A 19,055-nucleotide genomic window follows, 5' to 3' on the forward strand; every position below is an offset into this window, starting at 1 on the left:
AGGCCAAACAACAATGTCTCAAATACGCAATGGCTCGGGAGGCCGGTCGCATCATGCCGCGCATGCCAGCTGGAGAGACCGCCGGCCTGAGCTTCTTCCCGAGCCAACTCGTGCGCTTGAAATCGGGCGACGGTCATGAGCCAGGAACAGGATGACGGTCTGCGCTACTGCGACTACTACTGCTTCATGTCCCTAGCGGACTTCACAGCCTGGGTGCAGAACGGCATTGGTACTGAGATGGATATATCAATGGCCTTACCCGGCGCCTGAAGCCTCAACCAGAAACGGCGAAGGTGGCGTGGCCCCGGCGCCCTACCGGTTTCCCGTGGATCTGTCTGAGGATGCACTCGTCCGTGATCTTGTGGTCGTTCATGAGCATGAAGGCCTGGGCAGGATCGTTGCCAGCCTTCCGGCCTACGGGGTGGATCCTGCAGCCCGCGGGCGGATCCTCCGGCTCTGTTGCCCCTCTTGCCTCGCGGGTATCTACTGGAATGGGCCCGCAGCCTGCCCTCGCCGGCCTTGAGCTTGGAGAACCTGCCATGCCTGACGTGGAAATAGACGCTGGCAACGTCAGCGTCCACGGGAGCCTGCACCTGCCCGCGCAGTTCGAGGCTGTTGTGGTGTTCGCCCATGGCAGCGGCAGCAGCCGGCACAGCCCCCGCAACCGGTTCGTCGCCTCGGTACTGCAAAACGCCGGGCTGGGGACTTTGCTGCTGGATCTGCTGACCCCCGATGAGGAAGCCAACCGTGGCAACGTCTTCGACATCGCCCTGCTGGCACGTCGGCTCGCAGCCGCTATCCGATGGCTGGGCACAAGGGATGACACCGCGTCGAGCCGCATCGGCTACTTCGGGGCCAGCACCGGAGCCGGCGCCGCCCTCTGGGCAGCAGCCGAACCGGATGCGCGGATCGGGGCCATTGTTTCGAGAGGCGGACGCCCGGACCTGGCCGGTCCCCGGCTAACGGCCGTCCGCGCCCCGACCCTGCTGATCGTCGGCGGTGCCGATCCCCAGGTCCTCGCGTTCAATCGCCAGGCCATGGCCCTGATGCGGGCGCCAACGCGGCTCGAAATCATCCCGGGAGCCACCCACCTCTTCGAGGAAACCGGGACACTGGCCCAGGCGGCCACCCTCGCCGCCGACTGGTTCACTTACTATCTGTTGCAAGACCACGATGCTGCGGAGGGATGACAGACTTCTGGTAACTCCTGCTTCGTCTGCAGAAGATCGCCCAGCTCCTCCCCCACGAAAGGAACACCATGTCTGTTGTGAAGATCAACGCCATCCACGTCCCCGAGGGCAAGGGCCCCGAACTCGAGCAGCGCTTCGCCGCCCGGGCACACGCCGTCGACGGGCAGCCCGGATTCGAAGGCTTCCAACTGCTCCGCCCGGTCAAGGGCGACGACCGCTACTTCGTGGTCACCACCTGGTCCACCGAAGAGGACTTCCAGAACTGGCGGAGCGGCCAGGCCCGCGAGGCGCACGGCGGCGACCGCCAGCCGGTGGCCACGGGTGCAGACCTGCTCGAATTCGAAGTCGTCGAATTCTGACCACGGGCTGGCCTCCACGCGCGCCTTTTAGCCATGCTTGTCGGGCTGGTGCGCCGCCCGATGCCTTCTCCGTCGCGCGGTGCGGACGCGCCACACCACGGCGGCAATAATCGCCACGACCACAATGACGGCCGTGAGATCCCTGCCGGCGGTTTTGGCAACCGTCTCATAGGAATTGCCGGCCAGGTAGCCCAGCAGCACGAATCCTGTACCCCAGGCCAGTCCGCCGGCGGCGTTGAAGGCCAGAAACCGGGGGTAGTACATCCGGGAAACACCGGCGAGCGCAGGCATCACTGCGCGGAAGAATGCAATGAAGCGGCCCAGGAACACGGCAGCACCGCCGCGCCGCCGCAGGAAGTCCTGCGCCTTGTCCAGCTTGTCCCGGTGGCGTTTGAGGGCCCTGGTTTCCAGCAGCCTGGACCCCGCATGCTTGCCGACTTCATACCCGACGGTGTCACCAATGACCGCGGCCAGAACCACCAGGCCCATCATGAGCCCCAGCTGCACCTGGCCCCGGCTGGCCACCACCCCGCCGAGCACCGCGGCCGTCTCGCCGGGTATCACGAAGCCTACGAACAGGGCGTCCTCGGCGAAAACGAGCAGTGCCACCAGGGTATAGGCCAGTGCAGGGCTGACGCCCAGGATGCCCTCAATGAGTCCGCCCACGCCGCTTCCGTCCCGTCCTGCTAGGCCGCCGGCAGTTCCAGGCTCAGGGCTGTTCCCTGCGCCCCCGTTTCTGCCACCGTCACATCGCCGCCGTGGCGCAAGGCCGCCTCCTTCACCAGTGCCAGTCCGATTCCGTAACTGCGCCGTGCCGGGTTGTGCCAGGCCGGCCTTCCGCGGGCGAACCGTTCGAACACCTGCCCGGGCTCGATGCCCAGGATTCCAGGACCGGTGTCCCGGACCATGATCCGGACTTTCCGGCCCGCCGCCGAAACATTGACGTCGATCCGGCCGTCCTCAGGGGTGTGCGAGAGGGCATTCTCCACGAGTGCCGTGACCATCCGGCGGAGCAGATGCGCGGGGACCCGCACGCGGGGAAGTCCGGCAGCCCCGGCGGCAACGGTGCACTGCAGCCCGATCCGGGCCTCTCCTGCGAGGAGCCGAAGATCGTCCGCCACGGCCGGGACCAGCGCGGCTATGTCCGTCGGCTCCAGCTGTTCCGTGGATGCCGGCGCGGACATCAGCAGCAGGTCGTCCACCAATTCCGCGAGCCCGGCACTGTCCTGGCGGAGCCGGGCAAGTGTCGGTGCGGCCGGGCTCTCCGGGCCGGCTTTGCGCTGGGCGAGCTGCAGCCGGGCGTCGAGCACGGCCAACGGGGTCCGCAGCTCATGGCTGGCATCCTGGACGAAGCGCCGCTGTGCGGACAGTGCCTCGCCCAGTGGCTTCACCGCACTCCTGGCGCTGACCAGGCCGGCGGCGGCCGCCAGCACCACACCCAGCGCGCCGCCCAGGATCAGCGCCAGCAGGCCATCGGCTTCGTCGATGTAGATCCTGCCGGCGCCGGCAGGATGCTGCACGAGTTCGGCGGGCTGGGAACGGTAGAGTGCGAACAGCACCAGCGCCAGGATCACGACGGCGACGCTCGCGGCGCATACCAGCGCAATCTGGGCACTCACCTTACGGGCGGCGGTCCGCAGGATCTGCCGGTCGGCGTCGGACGCTTTCATGATGGGTCCCCCAGCTGGTATCCGGCGCCGTGCACGGTGCGGATGATGCCGCGGCCCGCCTTCCGGCGCAGATAGTGCACGTAGGTGTCAACGGCGCCCGGCTGATCCGCCGCAGAGAACACCCTGCCGAGGAGCTCCGCCCGGGAGAAGACCCGTTCCGGTTCGGCGGCCAGCACCTCAAGCAGCGAACCCTCCCTGGGGGAAAGCGATACGCGGTCACCGTAGGGTGACAGCAAAAGCCGGGTGCCGGCGTCGTACGTCCAGTCCCCGAGCGGCAGGGTCCGCAGCGGCGGACGGAACGTGCGGGTCAGGGCGCGGAGCCGGGCGGCGAGCTCGGCAGCGTCGAACGGCTTCACCAGGTAGTCGTTGGCGCCCGCGTCCAGGCCGTCCACCTTGTCCTGCACCGTCCCCAGGGCGGTGAGGATCAGCACCGGCGCAGTCACTCCCTTGCCCCGGAGCGCCATGACCAGGGCTGCGCCGTCGAGAAGCGGGAGCCCGCGGTCCACCACCAGGGCATCCCACTCCCGCGTAAGGCCGAGGTGCAGCCCCTGCTGGCCGTCACGGGCAAGGGTCACGTCGAAGTCGTCCCCGATAAGTTCAGCGATGAGGGGCCCGAGCTGCCGGTCGTCCTCCACCAGCAGCACGCGCTTCTTCCGGTCCGCGTCCATGACTGCCATTCTCTCCCAATCCGGTATGGCCCTGTTGGTCAGGAGACCGGGGCGGGAACCGGCCCCAGCCGGGCCAGGAACGGCAGGCGCGCCAGCGCCGCCAACCCGTATCTGTTCCAGAGTCCCGTGATGAAGGAGGCTCCGGTCAGGGACGTAAGGAACGACGCCGCCACGTCCGTTGGGTAGTGAACGCCCAGGTAGATGCGGGAGAGGGCAACCGTAAGGGCCACCGCAGCTCCCACCACCAGGACCGGCCATTGCCAGCGGCTGCCCCGCGCCAGGAGGAACAGCGCGATGACGATGGCCACCGCCAGGGCGGTGTGCCCGCTGGGGAAGCTGTCCGTACCCGGCTCCGGGGTCAGGGGGTCGAAAAGCGCTGCGGAGTCGGGACGGTGCCGGGCCACGATGAGCTTGAACAGCTCGCTGCTGACCCACGAGCCGGCCGCCACCAGTCCGGTGGCGAACGCATTCACCGGGCTCCGGCGCACCAGCAGCAGGAACAGGCAAATCGCGGCAATGATCACTACGCCGGCCGCGGGACTGAAGAGGACGTTGACGATAAGTGCGATCGCGGTCCGGGGCGGTGTGTGGTGATGGCTCAACGCGGCATCGACGGCGAAGTCCGCGCCCGTGAAGTCCCTTGAGGATCGCAGCGAAAATCCTGCGGCGACAATCAGGACGGCGAACATCAGCGGCACCGCGATCCAGTGCTGCAGCTGCGGCAGCACCGCCAACCGTGTTCGCTCCGCTGTGACGTCTCGTTCGATCTCAGCCCTGCCCACTGGCCACTCCTCCTGGTTGCTGCGGCAGCGCTCTATGCCTGCCTCCTTCTAAGTGTGGAAGGAGGGCACTAAGAAAACTCTAAAGAACCCGTGGCTGCGAAACCCCCGGGCCTCGCTGCGACGTCTACGTGCAGGGACAGCCTGCCAGTCACATTCGGATTTACGGGTCCAACGCCTGCCTGGAACCGCATATAGGGAATAATCTGGGTCCATGGCCAAAATACGAGTCGCTGAAGCAGCACGGTTCCTCGGTGTCAGCGACGACACCGTCCGGCGTTGGACAGAAAACGGGACCCTTGCGCCCATCAAGGATGATTCCGGCCGCCTGGCCGTGGACGGGCTTGAACTTGCCCACCTCGCCCGGCAGCAGGCCCAGCTGCCCGATGACCCCACCAAGGTGGGCCGGTCCGCACGGAACCGGTTCGTTGGCCTGGTCACCGGGATCACCGCCGACAAGGTCATGGCGCAGGTGGAGCTTCAGTGCGGCCCCTTCCGGGTGGTGTCCCTCATGAGCAGCGAAGCCGTCCGTGAACTCGGACTGGAACTTGGTTCAGTGGCCACCGCCGTGGTCAAAGCCACCACCGTCATCATCGAAACACCCCAAGGAAAGAGCATCATATGAGGTTCACCCGCAAGAACATCACAGCCCTGCTGGCCGCCGGTGCCCTCGCCGCGGGCCTGGCAGGCTGCGGCGGAGGCAACACCACCCCGGTAGCCATCAGCACGGCCAGCGCCAGCCAAACCGCCAAGCCCTCCGGCACGGTGACGGTGTTCGCCGCGGCATCACTGAAGGCCACCTTCACCAAGATCGCCGCCGACTTCGAGGCCGCCAACCCCGGCGCCAAGGTCACCCTGAACTTCGCCGGATCCTCGGACCTGGTCACGCAGATCACCCAGGGCGCGCCCGCGGACGTGTTCGCCTCCGCCGACACGAAGAACATGACCAAGCTCTCCGACGCGAAGCTCATTGACGGCTCCGCCACGAACTTCGCCACCAACGTGCTGGAGATCGCGGTGCCGGCGTCCAACCCGGCGTCGATCGCGTCCTTCGCCGACCTCGCCAGGCCCGGGGTCAAGGTTGTGGTCTGCGCCCCGCAGGTGCCCTGCGGGGCCGCGACGGACAAGGTGGAACAGGCCACCGGCACCACGCTGAAGCCGGTCAGCGAGGAATCCTCGGTCACCGATGTCCTGGGGAAGGTCACCTCAGGTGAGGCCGACGCCGGCCTGGTCTATGTCACCGACGTCAAGACCGCCGGCAGCAAGGTCAAGGGCATCCCGTTCACCGAGTCGGACAAGGCCGTGAACACCTACCCGATCGCCACGGTGGGTGCCAGCAAGAACAAGGACCTGGCCAAGGCGTTCATCGCCGCCGTCACCGGCGCCGAGGGCAAGAAGGTACTGTCCGACGCCGGATTCGGCGCCCCGTGACCGCAGGATGACGTCACGCCGCGGTGCCGGCTACACCGGCATTCCGCTGTGGATTTACGCCATCGCGGCAGCAGGAGGGCTCTTCGTCCTGCTGCCGCTGGCGGCCATGGTGGCCAAGGTTAACTGGACCCAGTTCGTTCCACTCATCACCTCAGAGTCCTCGCTCACCGCGCTGGGCCTAAGCCTGCGCACGTCCGCGGCCAGCACTGCGCTGTGCATCGTCCTCGGAGTGCCGCTGGCGCTGGTGCTCGCGCGCGGGAACTTCCCCGGACAACGGCTGTTGCGTGCCTTCGTGCTCCTGCCGCTGGTGCTGCCACCAGTGGTGGGCGGCATCGCCCTGCTCTACACGTTCGGCCGCCAGGGCCTGCTCGGGAAAACCCTCGAACTGGCAGGGATCCAGATCGCGTTCTCCACCACCGCCGTGGTGCTCGCCCAGACCTTCGTTGCCCTGCCCTTCCTGGTGGTCAGCCTCGAAGGGGCCCTGCGCACCGCCGGCACCAAGTACGAAGCAGTCGCCGCCACCCTCGGAGCCCGCCCCACCACCGTCCTGCGCCGCGTCAGCATCCCGCTGGTCCTGCCCGGACTGGCGTCGGGTGCAGTACTGTCCTTCGCCCGCTGCCTCGGTGAATTCGGCGCCACCCTGACCTTCGCCGGCAGCCTGCAGGGCGTCACCCGGACCCTGCCGCTGGAAATCTACCTGCAGCGCGAAACGGACGCCGACGCCGCCGTCGCCCTCTCCCTGGTCCTGGTGGCGGTGGCCGTGGCCGTCGTCGGACTCTCCTACCGGCGGTCCCGCACGCAGCCCGCCACGGAGGCAACCCCCGCATGACCTTCACACTGAACGCGGCCTTGCGCGCCCGCAACTTCGACGTCTCCCTCAGCCTCGGAACGGCTGAAACCGTGGCGGTCCTCGGACCCAACGGCGCCGGGAAATCAACACTGCTCGGCATCACGGCCGGGCTGCTCCGGCCCGACACCGGCTACGCCGAACTCGGCGACGCAACGCTCTTCGACATCGACGGCGGCCACTTCACGCCTCCGCACGCCAGGGGCACCGCCCTCCTGGCCCAGGAACCGCTGCTCTTTCCGCACCTGAGCGTGCTGGAAAACGTGGCCTTCGGGCCACGCGCGGCGGGAATCTCCCGCAAAGAGGCGCACCAAACAGCACGGCACTGGCTGGGCGAAGTCGACGCCGCAGAACTCGCCCAACGCCGCCCCGGCCAGCTCTCCGGCGGCCAGGCCCAGCGCGTCGCCGTCGCCAGGGCACTGGCCACCAACCCCGAACTGCTCCTCCTGGACGAACCGATGGCCGCCCTGGACATCCACGCCGCGCCGCTCCTGCGGCGCCTGCTCAAACGCGTCCTCGCCGGCCGCAAAGCCCTCATCATCACCCACGACATCCTCGACGCCCTCATGCTCGCCGACCGGGTCATGGTCATCGAGAACGGCCACATCACCGAACACGGCCCCACCCGGGAGGTCCTCGAAAAACCCCGCAGCCGCTTCGCCGCAGGCCTGTCCGGCCTGAACCTCCTCACCGGCGCCATCACCGGGAGCGGCCTCACCACGGATCACGGCCTGGACATCGCCGGACACCGGGACGACACAGCGCACCCCGGCAACCCCGGCGTGGCGGCCTTCCCGCCGTCGGCGGTCTCCATCTACCCCACCGCCGAACACGGCAGCCCACGGAACACCTTCAAAGTCACCATCACCGACCTCGAACCCCACGGCGACCTCATCCGGGCCCGGGCCGGTCACCTCGCGGCCGACATCACCCCCGCTGCATCCGCCGACCTCGGCCTCGCGCCGGGAACCGACGTCTACTTCGTCATCAAGGCCGCGGCCATCACCATCTACCCCGCCTAATCACCGCTCGCCGGCAACCGCCCGCCGGTACGTGCTCGGTGTGAATCCCAGGTACTTCTGAAAGTCATTCGTCAGGTGGGCGTGGTCGGCGTAGCCCAGCTCGGCAGCTATCGCTGCCAGATCCGCTGAAGGATCCAGCCACGTCCGCTCCGCAGCGTCCTGAAGGCGTCGACGGCGGATCAGCGCGGCCGGGCTGAGGCCGATGTATTTCCTGGCCACCCGCTGCAGGGTCCGCTGCGAAACCGCCAGCGCAGACGCGGCGTCCTCCACCCGGACCAGAGAGGCATCCGAAGCAGTGACGTCCATCAGCCGGTTGGCCAGCAGCGCCTCCTCGGTCACCGCGGGCCCGGCAAAGCAAGCCAGCCACCCCGCAAAGGCGTCCACTGCCCGCCCACGGCGGGTACCGCCGTCGTGCGTGTTCATGGCCTCCGAAACGGAACGGTGCAGTCCCTCCGCGGCCACCGCCGCTTCCGTGTCCCGCAGGCTCGAAGGATCCGCGGTGAACAGCGGCACGGCCGCCGGCCGCAGCAACGCACCCACCGCCCAGCCCCTGCCAGCCAGGTCCCGGTGGGCGGCGCGGGTAGTGGGGCCGGAGAAGACGACGGCGTCAGGCTGCACCACGAGGTTGGAACCGGGGTAGGCGATAAGGTGCTGGCGGGATGTGCGGCCGGGCTCGATGTCCCACTCGGGAATCCAGAACCACTGGACCAGGTCCGCCACGGAGGCCGGCGCCGGAAGGCGGTGAAATGTGGGAAGCCGGGCCGGGTACAGGATCCCCTTGAACGAACTCTCCACCGGTCCCCTCAGACTGTCGCGAATCTCCAAGCGCCGCCCCTGGCCGGGCACGTAGCGTCATAGCCATGACAGATACTACAAGCACCGAATCCACCACGGCCGCCCACGGAGAGCACACCACGCACGGAATTCCGAACGGCCTGACCAGCCTCACGCCGTTCCTTGCCGTGACCAACGCCAGGGCAGCGATCGCCTTCTACCAGGACGTGTTCGGCGCCCGGGTCGTCGGTGCCACGGAGATGCGCGGAGTGGTGGTCCATGCGGAACTCGACTTTGGAAGCGGCCACCTGCAGCTGGGCGAACCCAACCCCGAATACCATCTGGTTCCGGCGCCGGAGGGTGAGAACGACTGCTACTCCCTGGGCCTCTACTGCGCGGACGCAGACGCCCTGGTGCATCGTGCGGAGCAGGCCGGAGCCACGATCCGCGAGCCGCTGTCCACGTTTGTCTCAGGCGACCGGTACGCCAGCATCCGGGATCCCTTCGGCGTCCGCTGGTCCATCATGACCCGCGTGGAAGACCTCTCCGAAGAGGAAAGCAACCGCCGGGTGGAGGAATGGGCCGCGCGGCAGGGCTAACCCTGGTGCCCGTCCAGCTGTGGCCGTCCGGCCGTGTGGCGACCGTGCCTTCCGTGCCCGCTTTCGGCTGCCGGGGTGGCATGGCTGGCCCAGGTGGCCCATTCCTTGGCGTCGACCGTGGGCCTTCCCAGGAAGTGCCCCTGGCCGGCGGCCACTGACAGCCGGGTCAGGACAGCAAGCTCGGCGGCGGTTTCGATTCCGACGGCGGCCAGCGCGGCTCCCGTCTGGCGTCCGAACTCGACCAGGTCGGCCACCAGGTACTGGCGGCTTGGATCGGCGTCGATCCCTGCAACCATGCCGCGGCCGATCTTGATGACCTCCGGCCGCAGGGACCGGATGTGGCGCATGGAGGCAGCGTCCGTGCCGGCCTCGTCCACCGCCAACCCCATGCCGGAACTTCGCAGTGGCGCCAGGGCACCCAGCAGGGGGTCCACTTCACCGGGCTGTAGCGGTTCGGTGAGTTCCAGCATGATCCGGGACGGTTCCAGAGGCGCGTGTTCCAGGAATCCCGGCAGCCGGGGATCCAGGCACACGGCCGGGGAGAGGTTCAGTGCCACAACCAGGTGGTGCGGCAGATCCTGCGCCGCCGCCACAGCCGCCTGCAGCGCTGAGAACTCCAGGTCAGCACCCAGGCCGGCGGCCGCGGCATTTTTGAACCAGGAACCCGCACCGTCGCCGTCGGGCTCCCACACAAAACGCGTCAGGGCTTCCGCGCCGATGACACCGCCGCGGCCAAGATCATGGATGGGCTGGAAGGCCGTGACGAGCATGCCGGCGTGCAGGACCGCCTCGATGGCTGCCCGGCCGTGGCTTACGTCCTCACTCCGTCCGCCGGCCGTGGGCCCGGTGCTGGTTTGCCGGGCCAGGGAACGGGTGAAAACCAGGTGCTCGTGAAGTGCCGCTTCCGGGTTTCCGGGATGCGCCGCCACATGTTCCCGCAGCCGGTCCCGGACCTCGGCCCCTTCCGGATCCGTGCCGGCCAGGACCGCGTCAATGATCTCGTAGGCCTGCTCCCGCACCAGGGGGATATCGGAGCCGGAGTCCTCGCCCGCCCAACTGTCCTCGTCAGGGAACCGGGTACTGTCCAATGGGCACTCCTCAGGTTCCGGGCAGCTGGCCGCTGGCTGGACTTCTGCCTCTGGATGCATCATAAACGCAGGTGAGCCGCCTTTACAGATCCGTGAAGAGTATTTCGCTGCCTGTAAAACAACGGCACTGGCTGGACCGCGGCCGTTAGGCATGGCGGGTGCTGACCTGCCCCCTAAGGCGACGCACCGGCGTCGTACTTCCTGGCCCGCCGGCGGGCCAACCTGACACCACCATCCGGGTGGCGTCAGGCACCTCCGAGAGTTGTGAGGAGGTCATTCAAGACTGTCTGTTCCGTCGCCCGGTTGGGAGTGTGCGAGCGGACAGCGGTCAGGACGGGATCGATCTGCTGATCGATGAAAGTCCACGCGGCACAGTCCGCGGCGCTGAGCGCAGGTTGGTCGTCGTCCCAGGCGCTTTCCAGGTCGGTTATCCGGGCCGCCGCACCGGACTGGTCGCCCTTTTTGACGAGTGCGAGGGTGTCCGAGGCGATGGTTCGGAACTCGGCGACGTTCGAGGCGGGGAAGTTGGCATGCGCTGCCGCTTTGGCCTCTGACCCGGTCAGTGGGGCGGAGCCGGCAGCGCAGCCCGCTGCGGTGCCTTCGGCGGCAAGGGCGCTGGCGTGCGGGAGGCTGTTCGTGTATGCGAGGAGCGCCACCGTGCCGACGGCGACAGCAGACAGGATGCCCAACGCGGTCCGCCGGCGTGCGGGCGGCGCAGCGGGCGCTGCCTTGTTGGATGCGCGTTCGACGACGTCGGCTTTGCTGACCGAGAGGTACACAACGGTGGCCAGGATTGCGGCCAGGAAGATGATACTCGTCGTGAGGGTGCCGAGGCCCATGCCGCCCTCGGGGGCGGTGAGACCCAGCCAGTCGCCGATGTTCGCGCCGAGGGGGCGGGTGAGGATGTAGGCGATCCAGAAGGCGAGTACCGGGTCGGCGCCGAATCGCCAGAGGGCGGTGACAATGCCGATGAGGACCAGGGGCAGCAGGATCGAAAGGCCGGGCCCCCAGCCGGTGAGCTCGAGAGTCCAGTCGCCCAGGGCCGTGCCGAGAGCGAAGGTCACCAGAACGGCGAGCCAGTAAAAGGCTTCGCGGGGCACGGTGACGATGCTGTGGATGGAGAGGGTCCGTTCTTTGACGAACCAGATGGTGAAAACAACGGCAAGCATCGCGGCGAACACGCTGGAGCTTACCCAGAGGGGTACGCCAGCCTGGTCGGTGAGGAGGTCGGTATAGAGGGTTCCGGTGATACTCAGCATGACGACCATGAGCCAGTACGCGCCCGGGCGGTAGCGCCGGAGCCTCATCTGCACGGCAAGCACGACAGCGGTGGCCACGGTGAAGATGATTGCGGTTGGAACGAGGCCCACTCCGAGGGCCACGTTGATGAAGTCGGCGAAGCTCTCGCCGACAGTGGTGCAGAGGATCTTGATAATCCAGAACCAGATGGTGATCTCGGGGACTTTGCTCAGCCGCCGTGTGACTGTGGGCGGGGATGTCATCTCTCGTGTGCTCATGGGCTGCACATTTCCAGCCGATGCTTCAGCGGAACTGCGAACCGAAGCACGTCAGCCTGAGAGTTCTCACATGATTTGTTCAGAAAGCGCCACCACGGCAAGAATTGCCCCATGGCCGCAGCAACCGACCGTCCCGTCCGTGTTCTCGTCGTCGAAAACGACGCCGAGCTCGGCCCTCTCCTCGCCCGCGGACTCACCAGCGAGGGCTATGAAGCAGACTGGATCGAAGACGGCACGACGGCCCTGATCACCGCGCAGGAAGGGAACTACCGCATCGCTGTGCTCGATGTGATGCTGCCGGGGATGTCCGGCTTCGAACTCTGCCGGCGGCTGCGCGATGCCTCCAGTTCGCTCATCATCCTGATGCTCACGGCCCGGGATGACGTCAGCGACCGCGTGCGGGGCCTGGATGCGGGCGCCGACGACTATCTCACCAAACCCTTTGCCTTCAGCGAACTCACTGCCCGGCTCCGCGCGCTCCGGCGCAGGGAGAGTCTGGCCATCAGCCCCCGGATCGAGGTTGGCGGGCTGACGATCGACAGCCACGACCATGTGGTGCGGGCGGGCGAGAAGGTGGTTCCGCTGAGCCCGAAGGAATTCGCGCTGCTGCGGTTCCTGGCCCAGAACGTCGACGAGACGGTGCAGCGCGAGGCGATCCTGCTGGAGATCTGGGGGACGGTTCAGCACACCAATCCGAACATCGTCGACCAGTACATCAGCTACCTCCGCCGCAAACTTGAACGCCTCCCCACCGGGGTGAGCCTGCGCACCCTGCGGGGTGTCGGCTTCGAGCTGACGCGGGACCGATGACAGCCCTGAACAGGCTCTCCGTCCGCGCCCGGATCACCATCGGCACGCTGTTGCTGGCCGCCGTCTTCTTCGGCTCCGTCTCCCTCCTCGTCCGGCAGCAGGTCGATCAGATCGTAAAGAATGCGGCGTTCGAAGTGCTCCAAGACGATGCCGTCCCGTTCGAGACGGCCATCCAGCAGGAGCCGAACGAACCGGCCGATAATCCCGGTGAAGGTCAGCTTGTGGCCGTCATCGACCCCGCCGGGACCACGAAGACTTCGACACTGCCGGCCTCGATTACCTCGAATATGGCCCTCATCGACCTCGCCGACACGGGCCCGCAGCAGGTGGCCGCGGGCGGCGCCACCTACATGGTGGCCGTCGAAACCGTCCAGACCCGCGCCGGAAATTGGACCATCATCTCTGCCCGCAACCAGAACGAATCCGCCCTGGTCCTCACAGACCTCACGGCCGGCCTCACCCTCGGCCTGGGCGCCCTCACCCTTCTGTTCGGCGCTGTCTCCTGGCATTTGATTGGGGCCGCACTCCGGCCGGTCACCCAGCTTCGCCGGAGCGCGGAAGCAATCGTCGCCTCCGGCACCGCAGAACTGTTGCCCGTGGGCCCGGCGAAGGATGAAATCACGGATCTGGCGAGGACCCTCAACCGGCTCATCGACGACCTCCGGGCCTCAGCCTCGCGGGAACGGCAGTTGGTTTCGGATGCCAGCCACGAACTCCGCACGCCTTTGGCGGTTCTGCAGGCGCAACTGGAGCTGCTCCGCGCTGGCGACCGCAGCAGCATCGACTCCGACATCGCCGGCGCCGAACGGGCAACCACACGCCTGACCGAACTCGTCGAGAGCCTGCTCGAACTGTCCCGCCTGGACGCCGGACGCCCGCCGACACCAACCACCGTGGGCGCCCTCGTCGACGAGGCCGGCGAGGCCATCGACCGGGCGCGGCTCCGCGCAATGAGCGGCGACGTCGAGATTGACCTGATCGTGCCCGACCGCGTCGAACACGAAGCACCGGTGGCGATGCCGGCACTGCTCTACGGCCGGGTGCTCGATAACCTGCTGTCGAACGCCCTCCGCGCCCTCGACGGGAAAGGGCAGATCACCGCCGCCATTAGGTGGGATCCCCCGCAGCTCACCACCACCATCGCTGACAACGGGCCCGGCATCGATCCGGAGTTCCTCCCCCACGCGTTCGACCGGTTCTCGCAGGCAGACAAAGTGCGCGGCACCGCGGACGGTTCCGGTCTGGGTTTGGCAATCGTCGCCGCCGCAGCGGCCTCGGTCAACGGCACGGTCACCCTCGAGAACGCAGCCGGCTCCGGCCTGATCGTGCGGCTGACGATCCCCGTACTCCAGTTGGACGTCCGGTAGCTTGACCGTCCGGCTTGGTTCAGGCTTGGGTGTCACCAGACTTTGTCCGCCGGTTCTTCAGCAGTTCGATCCCGATCGGAACCAAGGAGATCAGCACGATCAGGATAAAGATCAGGTCGATGTTCGCGCCGATCCAGTCGTAGCGGCCCAGCCAGAACCCGAGCAGCGGCACGCCCACACCCCACAGCAGCGCACCGATCGCATTGAACGCGATGAACGTCCGGTACCCCATCCTGCCCACGCCGGCGGTGACGGGAAGGAAGGTCCGCACGATCGGCACGAAGCGGGCCAGGATAACGGACCGGCGCCCGTATTTTTCAAAGAATTCGTGGGCCCTGTCCGTGTATTCGCTGCGGAACCAGCGGGAGCCGGGCTTTTTGAAGACCGCAGGGCCGGCTTTGCGCCCGATCAGGTAGCCCGTCTGGTCGCCCGCGAACGCCGCAACGAACGCGGCGGCTCCCAGGAGCAGGATGTTCACATGCACTGTGCCGGTGGCGACGAGCAGCCCGGCGGTGAACAGCAGTGAATCCCCGGGCAGGAAGAACCCGACCAGAATGCCCGTTTCGATGAAGAGGAACGCGCACACCACCACGATGACCCAGGGCGCGACGGCGGGATCGCGGAGGAACACGTTCGGATCCATCCACGGCGGAAGAAGCCCGGTGACCGGCCGGACAGACAGGACGGCGGTGATACCCACGGGATGCATGGCCCCCAGCGTATGCCCGTGCCAGGCCCGCGTGAAGGGTCGCCACCTGGCACAACCCGTTCGTCTACGTCGAATCGATGACGTCGACGGCGGGCTGCGCCAAGAGCGTGGTCAGCTCAGAACCTGTCCGAAGAGTCGATGGATTCCCCGAAGGTAATCTCCGGGGGTGTGTTGGGGTCGCCGCCGACGGATCCGATGAAGGCCTTCAGGTCTGGCTGGCTGAAGAACTTCTCGAATGCTTCCGCGGACTCCCACTCGTCGACCACCAGAATGAAGCCATCCCCGACGGCGAACTGATGGTGGATGGCGCCCTGCTCCCGGCCGCGTCCGGAGATCTCGCGGTACTCGTCCGAGCGTTCCTCGAGCGATTTGGTGAAGGCATCCGTATCACCGTGAATCTTAACCGTGACGATGCATGACATGGCAAGGACCTCCTTTGGTCTCAAGATGCGCACATCGTAGTAGCACCCTGCGAGGGCGGCAATACCGTGGCATCAACTCAAAGTTGCCGCGCCCCTGACACCTTGGCGAGGCCTTCGAGGACCAGGTCCAGACCGAACTCGAACTCCGCACCGTAGTCGTAGCCGGGTTTCATCACGTGCTCGATTGAGAACTCGACGAGGTGGGGGTAGTCCCCGGCGGAATACTGACCCATCATCTGTTCAGCGACTTCGGTGACGGTCTCGGGGCCGTTGATTGGCAGCGTCGCCTCGGAGAGGGCGAAGCCGTAGACGTACGCGTCGATCAGGGCAAAGGCGTGGGCGGTCATCGCCACCGAGAAGCCCGCCCCGCGCAGGGCGCCGATGACGGCGTCATGGTGCTTCAGGGTGGCCGGACCGGGGCTTGTTCGCGTCTGGACGAGGCCGATCGCCCACGGATGGCGCCGCATCGCTTCACGCGCGGAGGCGGCCCGCCGCCGCATCTCTGCCCGCCAATCGCCGCCGATCATGGGCAACTCGATCTCACTGAAGACCATGTCGACGATGCCGTCGAGGACCTCGTCCTTGTTGGCGACGTAGTGATAGATGGACATTGGCTTGACCTTGAGCGCGTCGGCCAGTGAGCGCATGGTCAGGGATGCGATGCCGCCGGCATCCGCAACGGCGACGGCGCCGCGCAGCACCTCCCCCCGGCTGAGGCGCGGGCGGCTGTTGTTCGTTGGCGCAGGCATGCAGACTCCAGATTTTAATTCGGGGCATAGACCGTTCGTACTTTGTACGGTACATTAACCGTACTTTGTAAGGCAAACACATTGAAAGGATCGAAATGACTGACCCCACAAGCGCCAAGTCCGCGGACAACGCATCGACTGCCCACACCATGCAGGCCATTCTGCAGGACGGATACGGCACCGTTGACGTTCTTCGTCGCGGCCAGATGGCGCTCCCGGATATCGCTGAGAACGAAGTGCTGGTCCGTGTGCACGCGGCGGGCATGGACCGCGGAACATGGCACGTCATGGCCGGCCGTCCGTACCTCATGCGCATCATGGGGTTCGGGTTCCGCGCGCCGAAGAACCGGGTGCCCGGGATCGACGTCGCCGGAACCGTCGCCGCCGTCGGCTCCTCGGTGACCCGGTTCGCCGTGGGCGACGCGGTATACGGAATGTCCAGGGGATCGTTCGCCGAGTACGCCGCGGCGCTGGAGGACAAGCTCGCCCACAAGCCGGCGAACCTGTCATTCGAGCAGGCGGCGGTGGTTCCGATCTCGGCCGGGACGGCCATCCAGGCGCTGTACGACGCCGGGAGGGCGCAGCACGGGCAGAAGGTGCTCATCCTGGGCGCCTCGGGCGGCGTCGGCAGCTACGCCGTGCAGCTGGCCAAGGCCCTCGGGGCCGAGGTCACCGGCGTCAGCAGCGCCGCAAAGACAGATCTGGTGCGTTCCCTCGGGGCCGACCACGTGCTGGACTACACGCAGGATGACTTCGCCGACGGAACGCGCCAATACGACCTGATACTCGACATCGGAGGGAACCCTCCGCTCTCACGGCTGCGGCGCGCCCTCACACCCACGGGAACCGCCGTCATCGTTGGAGGCGAGGAAGGCGGCAGGTGGACGGGAGGCTTCGGCCGGAGCCTGCGGGCACCGCTGGTGTCCCTGTTCCTGCGTCAGCGCCTGACCATGCTCGCTTCCAAGGAGCGCGCCAGCGACCTCGAACGGCTTACCCCGCTTATCGAGTCCGGCCAGGTGACGCCGAGCGTCGACAGGACGTACACGCTCGACGAGGTTCCGGATGCCATGCGCCACCTTGAGGCCGGGGACGTGCGCGGCAAAATCGCCATCACCGTTCTCGCCGACGATAAATGACCGCGGGCAGGATTCAGCGGGGGACGTTCGGCGCCGGGACTTCAACGTACAGGATGAACCCTGCGTCCGCGGGCAGGTACCAGTATCCGCGGTGCCGCGACGGCCGGTAAAGGTGCCCGAAGGGGTCCTTCACGAGAATATGCTCCATCCGGTCCTGGCGTGCGAGCCAGCTGTCGAGGTCCGCCAGATTCGCTGGATAGAACGCGGTGCCGTTGACGCCAAGAGACCACGAACCCTCGGCCGGCTCTGGCCCGTGTTCCAGGGCGAGGGTTTCGAACACGTCCTGGATCACCTCTTCCTGGGTAGGCGGGAAGAAGCGCCGGAGCCGGTGCCGTTCGGGGTGGTCGTTTTGCGCGTCCAGCCACGCCTGCCGGAGCCAGTGGAATTCCACCGGGCCGCGTGCAGGCCCCAGAACCAGGTGCCGGTCCGGATCCAGTGCCAGCCGGTAGCCGCCGCCGCTGCGGTCGATGATGCACGCAGCCTCGGCGGGGTACTCGAATGCAGCCACCAGATCCTGCTCGGACCGGTGATACGAGAACTCCCCGCTCTCATCGACGGCGACGAAGTCCCGGTGGGGACAGGCAGCGGAGGGAAGACCGGATGCGTTTTCCATCCGCGAGGTGGTGTTCATGCTGGTTGGCTCCTGACGAGGATCGGACGGCGGCCGGGGTGGCTGCTGTGTCCTCTCCCTTTAATGGCACCACCGGCGACGGCTCAGGGAACGGGCCTTAACGCTTTCCATACGCCAGCAGGGCAGAAATTGACGTTCTCTTAATGCGCGCTCTCCTAGTGCGCCGGCCCCGGGAGGGGGTTTACCCCGCGTCGCCCACGGACCCTCATTCGTCGTCGTCGGAGCCTTCATCCGTGAGCTCGGTGAGAACGTCGGCAGCATCGCTATTGCCGCCGGCGGCGAGCCGCCGAAGCTCATCCAGGTCCGATTTTTCTGCGGCGAGTTCAACAAGCTGGTCTGCGGCGTCCCTGCTGCCGCGCTCCGCAAGACTCCGCAGCTCTTCGATGTCTTCCCGCTCCGCGGCAAGTTCAATCAGTTCGGCGACGGCGTCGAGGTCCCCGCGGGCCGCTTGCGGTTCATCAAACGGCACCGGTGAGTGCTTCATTGTCAGTGGGAGTGGAGGGCCGGGGCGGTCCAGCTGGCGAGTATCCGCATGGCGTCGGCTGTCGCGGATCCAGGTTCAATGGTGTATACGAGCATGACCAGGCCTGGGTCTGTGGAGAGTTCGAATGATTCGTAGCCGAATTCGAGGTCGCCGACGGCCGAATGGGTGAGCATTTTTTGCCCGGACCGGTAACGGTAAACGTCGTGGGATGCCCAGAGTGAGCGGAATTCCTCGCTTTGGGTTGAGAGCGTTCCGATGATCTCGATCAGCTCTTTGTCATACGGGTCCCGGGCCGTTGCGGCGTGCAGGAGCGCGACGACGTTGTGTTTGGCGGTGTCGAAATCGCGGTGGAAACGCGGGGCGCGTGAGTCCAGGAACAGGTAGTGCGCATAGTTGAAGCGGTCACGGGATCCGTCTTCGGGGAGTGAGTAGAGTGCCCGGCCGATCCTGTTGGAGGCAAGGCGGTCAAGCCGGCCGTTCTGCACGAAGGCGGGGGCATCGATGGAGTCCAGGACGCTCTGAATACCTGGCCTGACGGTGCTGCGGTTGGAGGGTTTCCGTCGCGGCGCGCGCCGTTGAGTGATCCGCGCGAGGTCGAGCAGGTGGTCGCGTTCGTCCTCGTCGAGCTGCAGGGCGCGGGCGATTGCTTCGATGACTTCGCGGGACGCGCCAGAGATCTTGCCGCGTTCCAGACGGGCGTAGTAGTCGACGCTGACGCCGGCCAGATGCGCGACTTCTTCGCGGCGCAGGCCGGGGACCCGGCGGGATCCGCTGTAGAGCGGGACACCGGCCTGCTCGGGGGT

The 19,055-nt window shown here is 66.9% G+C and carries 23 protein-coding genes; 10 read left to right on the top strand and 13 right to left on the bottom strand.

Annotated elements, in window-relative coordinates; translation table 11 throughout:
- The first annotated feature begins 539 nt into the window (after positions 1-539).
- Complete coding sequence (locus ACFRAU_RS09465) at positions 540-1,190, top strand: dienelactone hydrolase family protein (RefSeq protein WP_377999703.1); 651 nt, start codon at positions 540-542, stop codon at positions 1,188-1,190.
- 68 nt (positions 1,191-1,258) lie between these two features.
- Positions 1,259-1,549 carry an antibiotic biosynthesis monooxygenase family protein gene (locus ACFRAU_RS09470; protein ID WP_377999704.1) on the top strand — a complete coding sequence of 97 codons (291 nt, stop codon included), beginning with the start codon at positions 1,259-1,261 and terminating at the stop codon, positions 1,547-1,549.
- Positions 1,550-1,576: 27 nt separating this feature from the next.
- Here the strand turns inward: ACFRAU_RS09470 and ACFRAU_RS09475 are convergent, their stop codons facing one another.
- Genes ACFRAU_RS09475 through ACFRAU_RS09490 form a run of 4 tightly spaced genes read right to left on the bottom strand, consistent with a single transcriptional unit; the run spans position 1,577 to position 4,669 of the window.
- Positions 1,577-2,215, bottom strand: a complete 639-nt coding sequence (locus tag ACFRAU_RS09475) for a DedA family protein (protein WP_377999705.1) — start codon at positions 2,213-2,215, stop codon at positions 1,577-1,579.
- A 20-nt stretch (positions 2,216-2,235) separates the two neighbouring features.
- Positions 2,236-3,219 (bottom strand): sensor histidine kinase, encoded by a 984-nt coding sequence (locus ACFRAU_RS09480; protein ID WP_377999706.1) that lies wholly within the window; start codon positions 3,217-3,219, stop codon positions 2,236-2,238.
- Positions 3,216-3,887, bottom strand: a complete 672-nt coding sequence (locus tag ACFRAU_RS09485; protein WP_377999707.1) for a response regulator transcription factor — start codon at positions 3,885-3,887, stop codon at positions 3,216-3,218. The genes ACFRAU_RS09480 and ACFRAU_RS09485 overlap by 4 nt, the downstream gene beginning before the upstream one ends.
- Before the next feature lie 38 nt (positions 3,888-3,925).
- Entirely contained in the window at positions 3,926-4,669 is a 744-nt protein-coding gene (locus tag ACFRAU_RS09490) for a phosphatase PAP2 family protein (RefSeq protein WP_377999708.1), read from the bottom strand.
- Positions 4,670-4,880: 211 nt separating this feature from the next.
- Here ACFRAU_RS09490 and ACFRAU_RS09495 point away from each other — a divergent pair, with 211 nt between their 5' ends.
- From ACFRAU_RS09495 to ACFRAU_RS09510, 4 genes are read left to right on the top strand one after another with little or no spacing between them, the layout of a single operon-like run.
- Entirely contained in the window at positions 4,881-5,291 is a 411-nt protein-coding gene (locus ACFRAU_RS09495; protein WP_377993490.1) for a molybdopterin-binding protein, read from the top strand.
- Positions 5,288-6,097, top strand: coding sequence for a molybdate ABC transporter substrate-binding protein (gene modA / locus ACFRAU_RS09500; RefSeq protein WP_377999709.1), 810 nt, complete (start codon positions 5,288-5,290; stop codon positions 6,095-6,097). Before ACFRAU_RS09495 ends, modA begins: the two co-directional genes overlap by 4 nt.
- Positions 6,098-6,104: 7 nt before the next feature.
- Positions 6,105-6,926, top strand: coding sequence for an ABC transporter permease (locus ACFRAU_RS09505; protein ID WP_377999710.1), 822 nt, complete (start codon positions 6,105-6,107; stop codon positions 6,924-6,926).
- Positions 6,923-7,966, top strand: coding sequence for a sulfate/molybdate ABC transporter ATP-binding protein (locus ACFRAU_RS09510; protein WP_377999711.1), 1,044 nt, complete (start codon positions 6,923-6,925; stop codon positions 7,964-7,966). The genes ACFRAU_RS09505 and ACFRAU_RS09510 overlap by 4 nt, the downstream gene beginning before the upstream one ends.
- Here the strand turns inward: ACFRAU_RS09510 and ACFRAU_RS09515 are convergent, their stop codons facing one another.
- A complete protein-coding gene (locus ACFRAU_RS09515; protein ID WP_377999728.1) occupies positions 7,967-8,761 on the bottom strand; it encodes a helix-turn-helix domain-containing protein in 795 nt (264 codons plus the stop codon).
- A gap of 65 nt (positions 8,762-8,826) precedes the next feature.
- Here ACFRAU_RS09515 and ACFRAU_RS09520 point away from each other — a divergent pair, with 65 nt between their 5' ends.
- Positions 8,827-9,339 (top strand): VOC family protein, encoded by a 513-nt coding sequence (locus ACFRAU_RS09520; protein ID WP_377999712.1) that lies wholly within the window; start codon positions 8,827-8,829, stop codon positions 9,337-9,339.
- Here ACFRAU_RS09520 and ACFRAU_RS09525 read toward each other — a convergent pair.
- Positions 9,336-10,427, bottom strand: a complete 1,092-nt coding sequence (locus ACFRAU_RS09525; protein WP_377999713.1) for an EAL domain-containing protein — start codon at positions 10,425-10,427, stop codon at positions 9,336-9,338. The two genes, ACFRAU_RS09520 and ACFRAU_RS09525, sit on opposite strands and share 4 nt — an antisense overlap.
- A 245-nt stretch (positions 10,428-10,672) precedes the next feature.
- Entirely contained in the window at positions 10,673-11,944 is a 1,272-nt protein-coding gene (locus ACFRAU_RS09530) for a hypothetical protein (protein WP_377999714.1), read from the bottom strand.
- A gap of 111 nt (positions 11,945-12,055) precedes the next feature.
- Here ACFRAU_RS09530 and ACFRAU_RS09535 point away from each other — a divergent pair, with 111 nt between their 5' ends.
- Both ACFRAU_RS09535 and ACFRAU_RS09540 read left to right on the top strand, forming a co-directional pair.
- The gene (locus ACFRAU_RS09535) at positions 12,056-12,754 is read left to right on the top strand and encodes a response regulator transcription factor (RefSeq protein WP_377999715.1); all 699 of its coding nucleotides are present in this window, start codon (positions 12,056-12,058) and stop codon (positions 12,752-12,754) included.
- On the top strand, positions 12,751-14,121 hold the full coding sequence (locus tag ACFRAU_RS09540) for a sensor histidine kinase (RefSeq protein ID WP_377999716.1): 1,371 nt from the start codon (positions 12,751-12,753) through the stop codon (positions 14,119-14,121). Before ACFRAU_RS09535 ends, ACFRAU_RS09540 begins: the two co-directional genes overlap by 4 nt.
- A 19-nt stretch (positions 14,122-14,140) precedes the next feature.
- Here the strand turns inward: ACFRAU_RS09540 and ACFRAU_RS09545 are convergent, their stop codons facing one another.
- The 3 genes from ACFRAU_RS09545 to ACFRAU_RS09555 form a co-directional block, all read right to left on the bottom strand.
- Positions 14,141-14,830 (bottom strand): VTT domain-containing protein, encoded by a 690-nt coding sequence (locus ACFRAU_RS09545; RefSeq protein WP_377993480.1) that lies wholly within the window; start codon positions 14,828-14,830, stop codon positions 14,141-14,143.
- Between the two features lie 116 nt (positions 14,831-14,946).
- Positions 14,947-15,252: a hypothetical protein gene (locus ACFRAU_RS09550; RefSeq protein ID WP_377999717.1), complete on the bottom strand. Its 306-nt coding sequence runs from the start codon at positions 15,250-15,252 to the stop codon at positions 14,947-14,949.
- A 77-nt stretch (positions 15,253-15,329) separates the two neighbouring features.
- Entirely contained in the window at positions 15,330-16,001 is a 672-nt protein-coding gene (locus ACFRAU_RS09555; RefSeq protein WP_377999718.1) for a TetR/AcrR family transcriptional regulator, read from the bottom strand.
- 95 nt (positions 16,002-16,096) lie between these two features.
- Between ACFRAU_RS09555 and ACFRAU_RS09560 the strand changes: the two genes are divergently transcribed.
- Complete coding sequence (locus ACFRAU_RS09560; protein ID WP_377999719.1) at positions 16,097-17,137, top strand: NAD(P)-dependent alcohol dehydrogenase; 1,041 nt, start codon at positions 16,097-16,099, stop codon at positions 17,135-17,137.
- Positions 17,138-17,150: 13 nt separating this feature from the next.
- Here ACFRAU_RS09560 and ACFRAU_RS09565 read toward each other — a convergent pair whose 3' ends face one another.
- The 3 genes from ACFRAU_RS09565 to ACFRAU_RS09575 form a co-directional block, all read right to left on the bottom strand.
- Positions 17,151-17,768 (bottom strand): hypothetical protein, encoded by a 618-nt coding sequence (locus ACFRAU_RS09565; protein ID WP_377999720.1) that lies wholly within the window; start codon positions 17,766-17,768, stop codon positions 17,151-17,153.
- 205 nt (positions 17,769-17,973) lie between these two features.
- Positions 17,974-18,237, bottom strand: coding sequence for a hypothetical protein (locus ACFRAU_RS09570; RefSeq protein WP_377999721.1), 264 nt, complete (start codon positions 18,235-18,237; stop codon positions 17,974-17,976).
- A 17-nt stretch (positions 18,238-18,254) separates the two neighbouring features.
- The coding region (locus tag ACFRAU_RS09575) for a helix-turn-helix transcriptional regulator (RefSeq protein WP_377999722.1) at positions 18,255-19,055 on the bottom strand (801 nt) is incomplete at its 5' end.

Source organism: Arthrobacter sp. NPDC056691, assembly GCF_042791415.1.
GTDB lineage: Bacteria > Actinomycetota > Actinomycetes > Actinomycetales > Micrococcaceae > Arthrobacter.

Coding starts and splice junctions, on each gene's coding strand:
- ACFRAU_RS09520 (WP_377999712.1), top strand. CDS start 8,827: ATGACAGATACTACAAGCACCGAATCCACCACGGCCGCCCACGGAGAG.
- ACFRAU_RS09545 (WP_377993480.1), bottom strand. CDS start 14,830: ATGCATCCCGTGGGTATCACCGCCGTCCTGTCTGTCCGGCCGGTCACC.
- ACFRAU_RS09485 (WP_377999707.1), bottom strand. CDS start 3,887: ATGGACGCGGACCGGAAGAAGCGCGTGCTGCTGGTGGAGGACGACCGG.
- ACFRAU_RS09495 (WP_377993490.1), top strand. CDS start 4,881: ATGGCCAAAATACGAGTCGCTGAAGCAGCACGGTTCCTCGGTGTCAGC.
- ACFRAU_RS09480 (WP_377999706.1), bottom strand. CDS start 3,219: ATGAAAGCGTCCGACGCCGACCGGCAGATCCTGCGGACCGCCGCCCGT.
- ACFRAU_RS09550 (WP_377999717.1), bottom strand. CDS start 15,252: ATGTCATGCATCGTCACGGTTAAGATTCACGGTGATACGGATGCCTTC.
- modA (WP_377999709.1), top strand. CDS start 5,288: ATGAGGTTCACCCGCAAGAACATCACAGCCCTGCTGGCCGCCGGTGCC.
- ACFRAU_RS09560 (WP_377999719.1), top strand. CDS start 16,097: ATGACTGACCCCACAAGCGCCAAGTCCGCGGACAACGCATCGACTGCC.
- ACFRAU_RS09470 (WP_377999704.1), top strand. CDS start 1,259: ATGTCTGTTGTGAAGATCAACGCCATCCACGTCCCCGAGGGCAAGGGC.
- ACFRAU_RS09565 (WP_377999720.1), bottom strand. CDS start 17,768: ATGAACACCACCTCGCGGATGGAAAACGCATCCGGTCTTCCCTCCGCT.
- ACFRAU_RS09535 (WP_377999715.1), top strand. CDS start 12,056: ATGGCCGCAGCAACCGACCGTCCCGTCCGTGTTCTCGTCGTCGAAAAC.
- ACFRAU_RS09555 (WP_377999718.1), bottom strand. CDS start 16,001: ATGCCTGCGCCAACGAACAACAGCCGCCCGCGCCTCAGCCGGGGGGAG.
- ACFRAU_RS09465 (WP_377999703.1), top strand. CDS start 540: ATGCCTGACGTGGAAATAGACGCTGGCAACGTCAGCGTCCACGGGAGC.
- ACFRAU_RS09510 (WP_377999711.1), top strand. CDS start 6,923: ATGACCTTCACACTGAACGCGGCCTTGCGCGCCCGCAACTTCGACGTC.
- ACFRAU_RS09530 (WP_377999714.1), bottom strand. CDS start 11,944: ATGAGCACACGAGAGATGACATCCCCGCCCACAGTCACACGGCGGCTG.
- ACFRAU_RS09540 (WP_377999716.1), top strand. CDS start 12,751: ATGACAGCCCTGAACAGGCTCTCCGTCCGCGCCCGGATCACCATCGGC.
- ACFRAU_RS09505 (WP_377999710.1), top strand. CDS start 6,105: ATGACGTCACGCCGCGGTGCCGGCTACACCGGCATTCCGCTGTGGATT.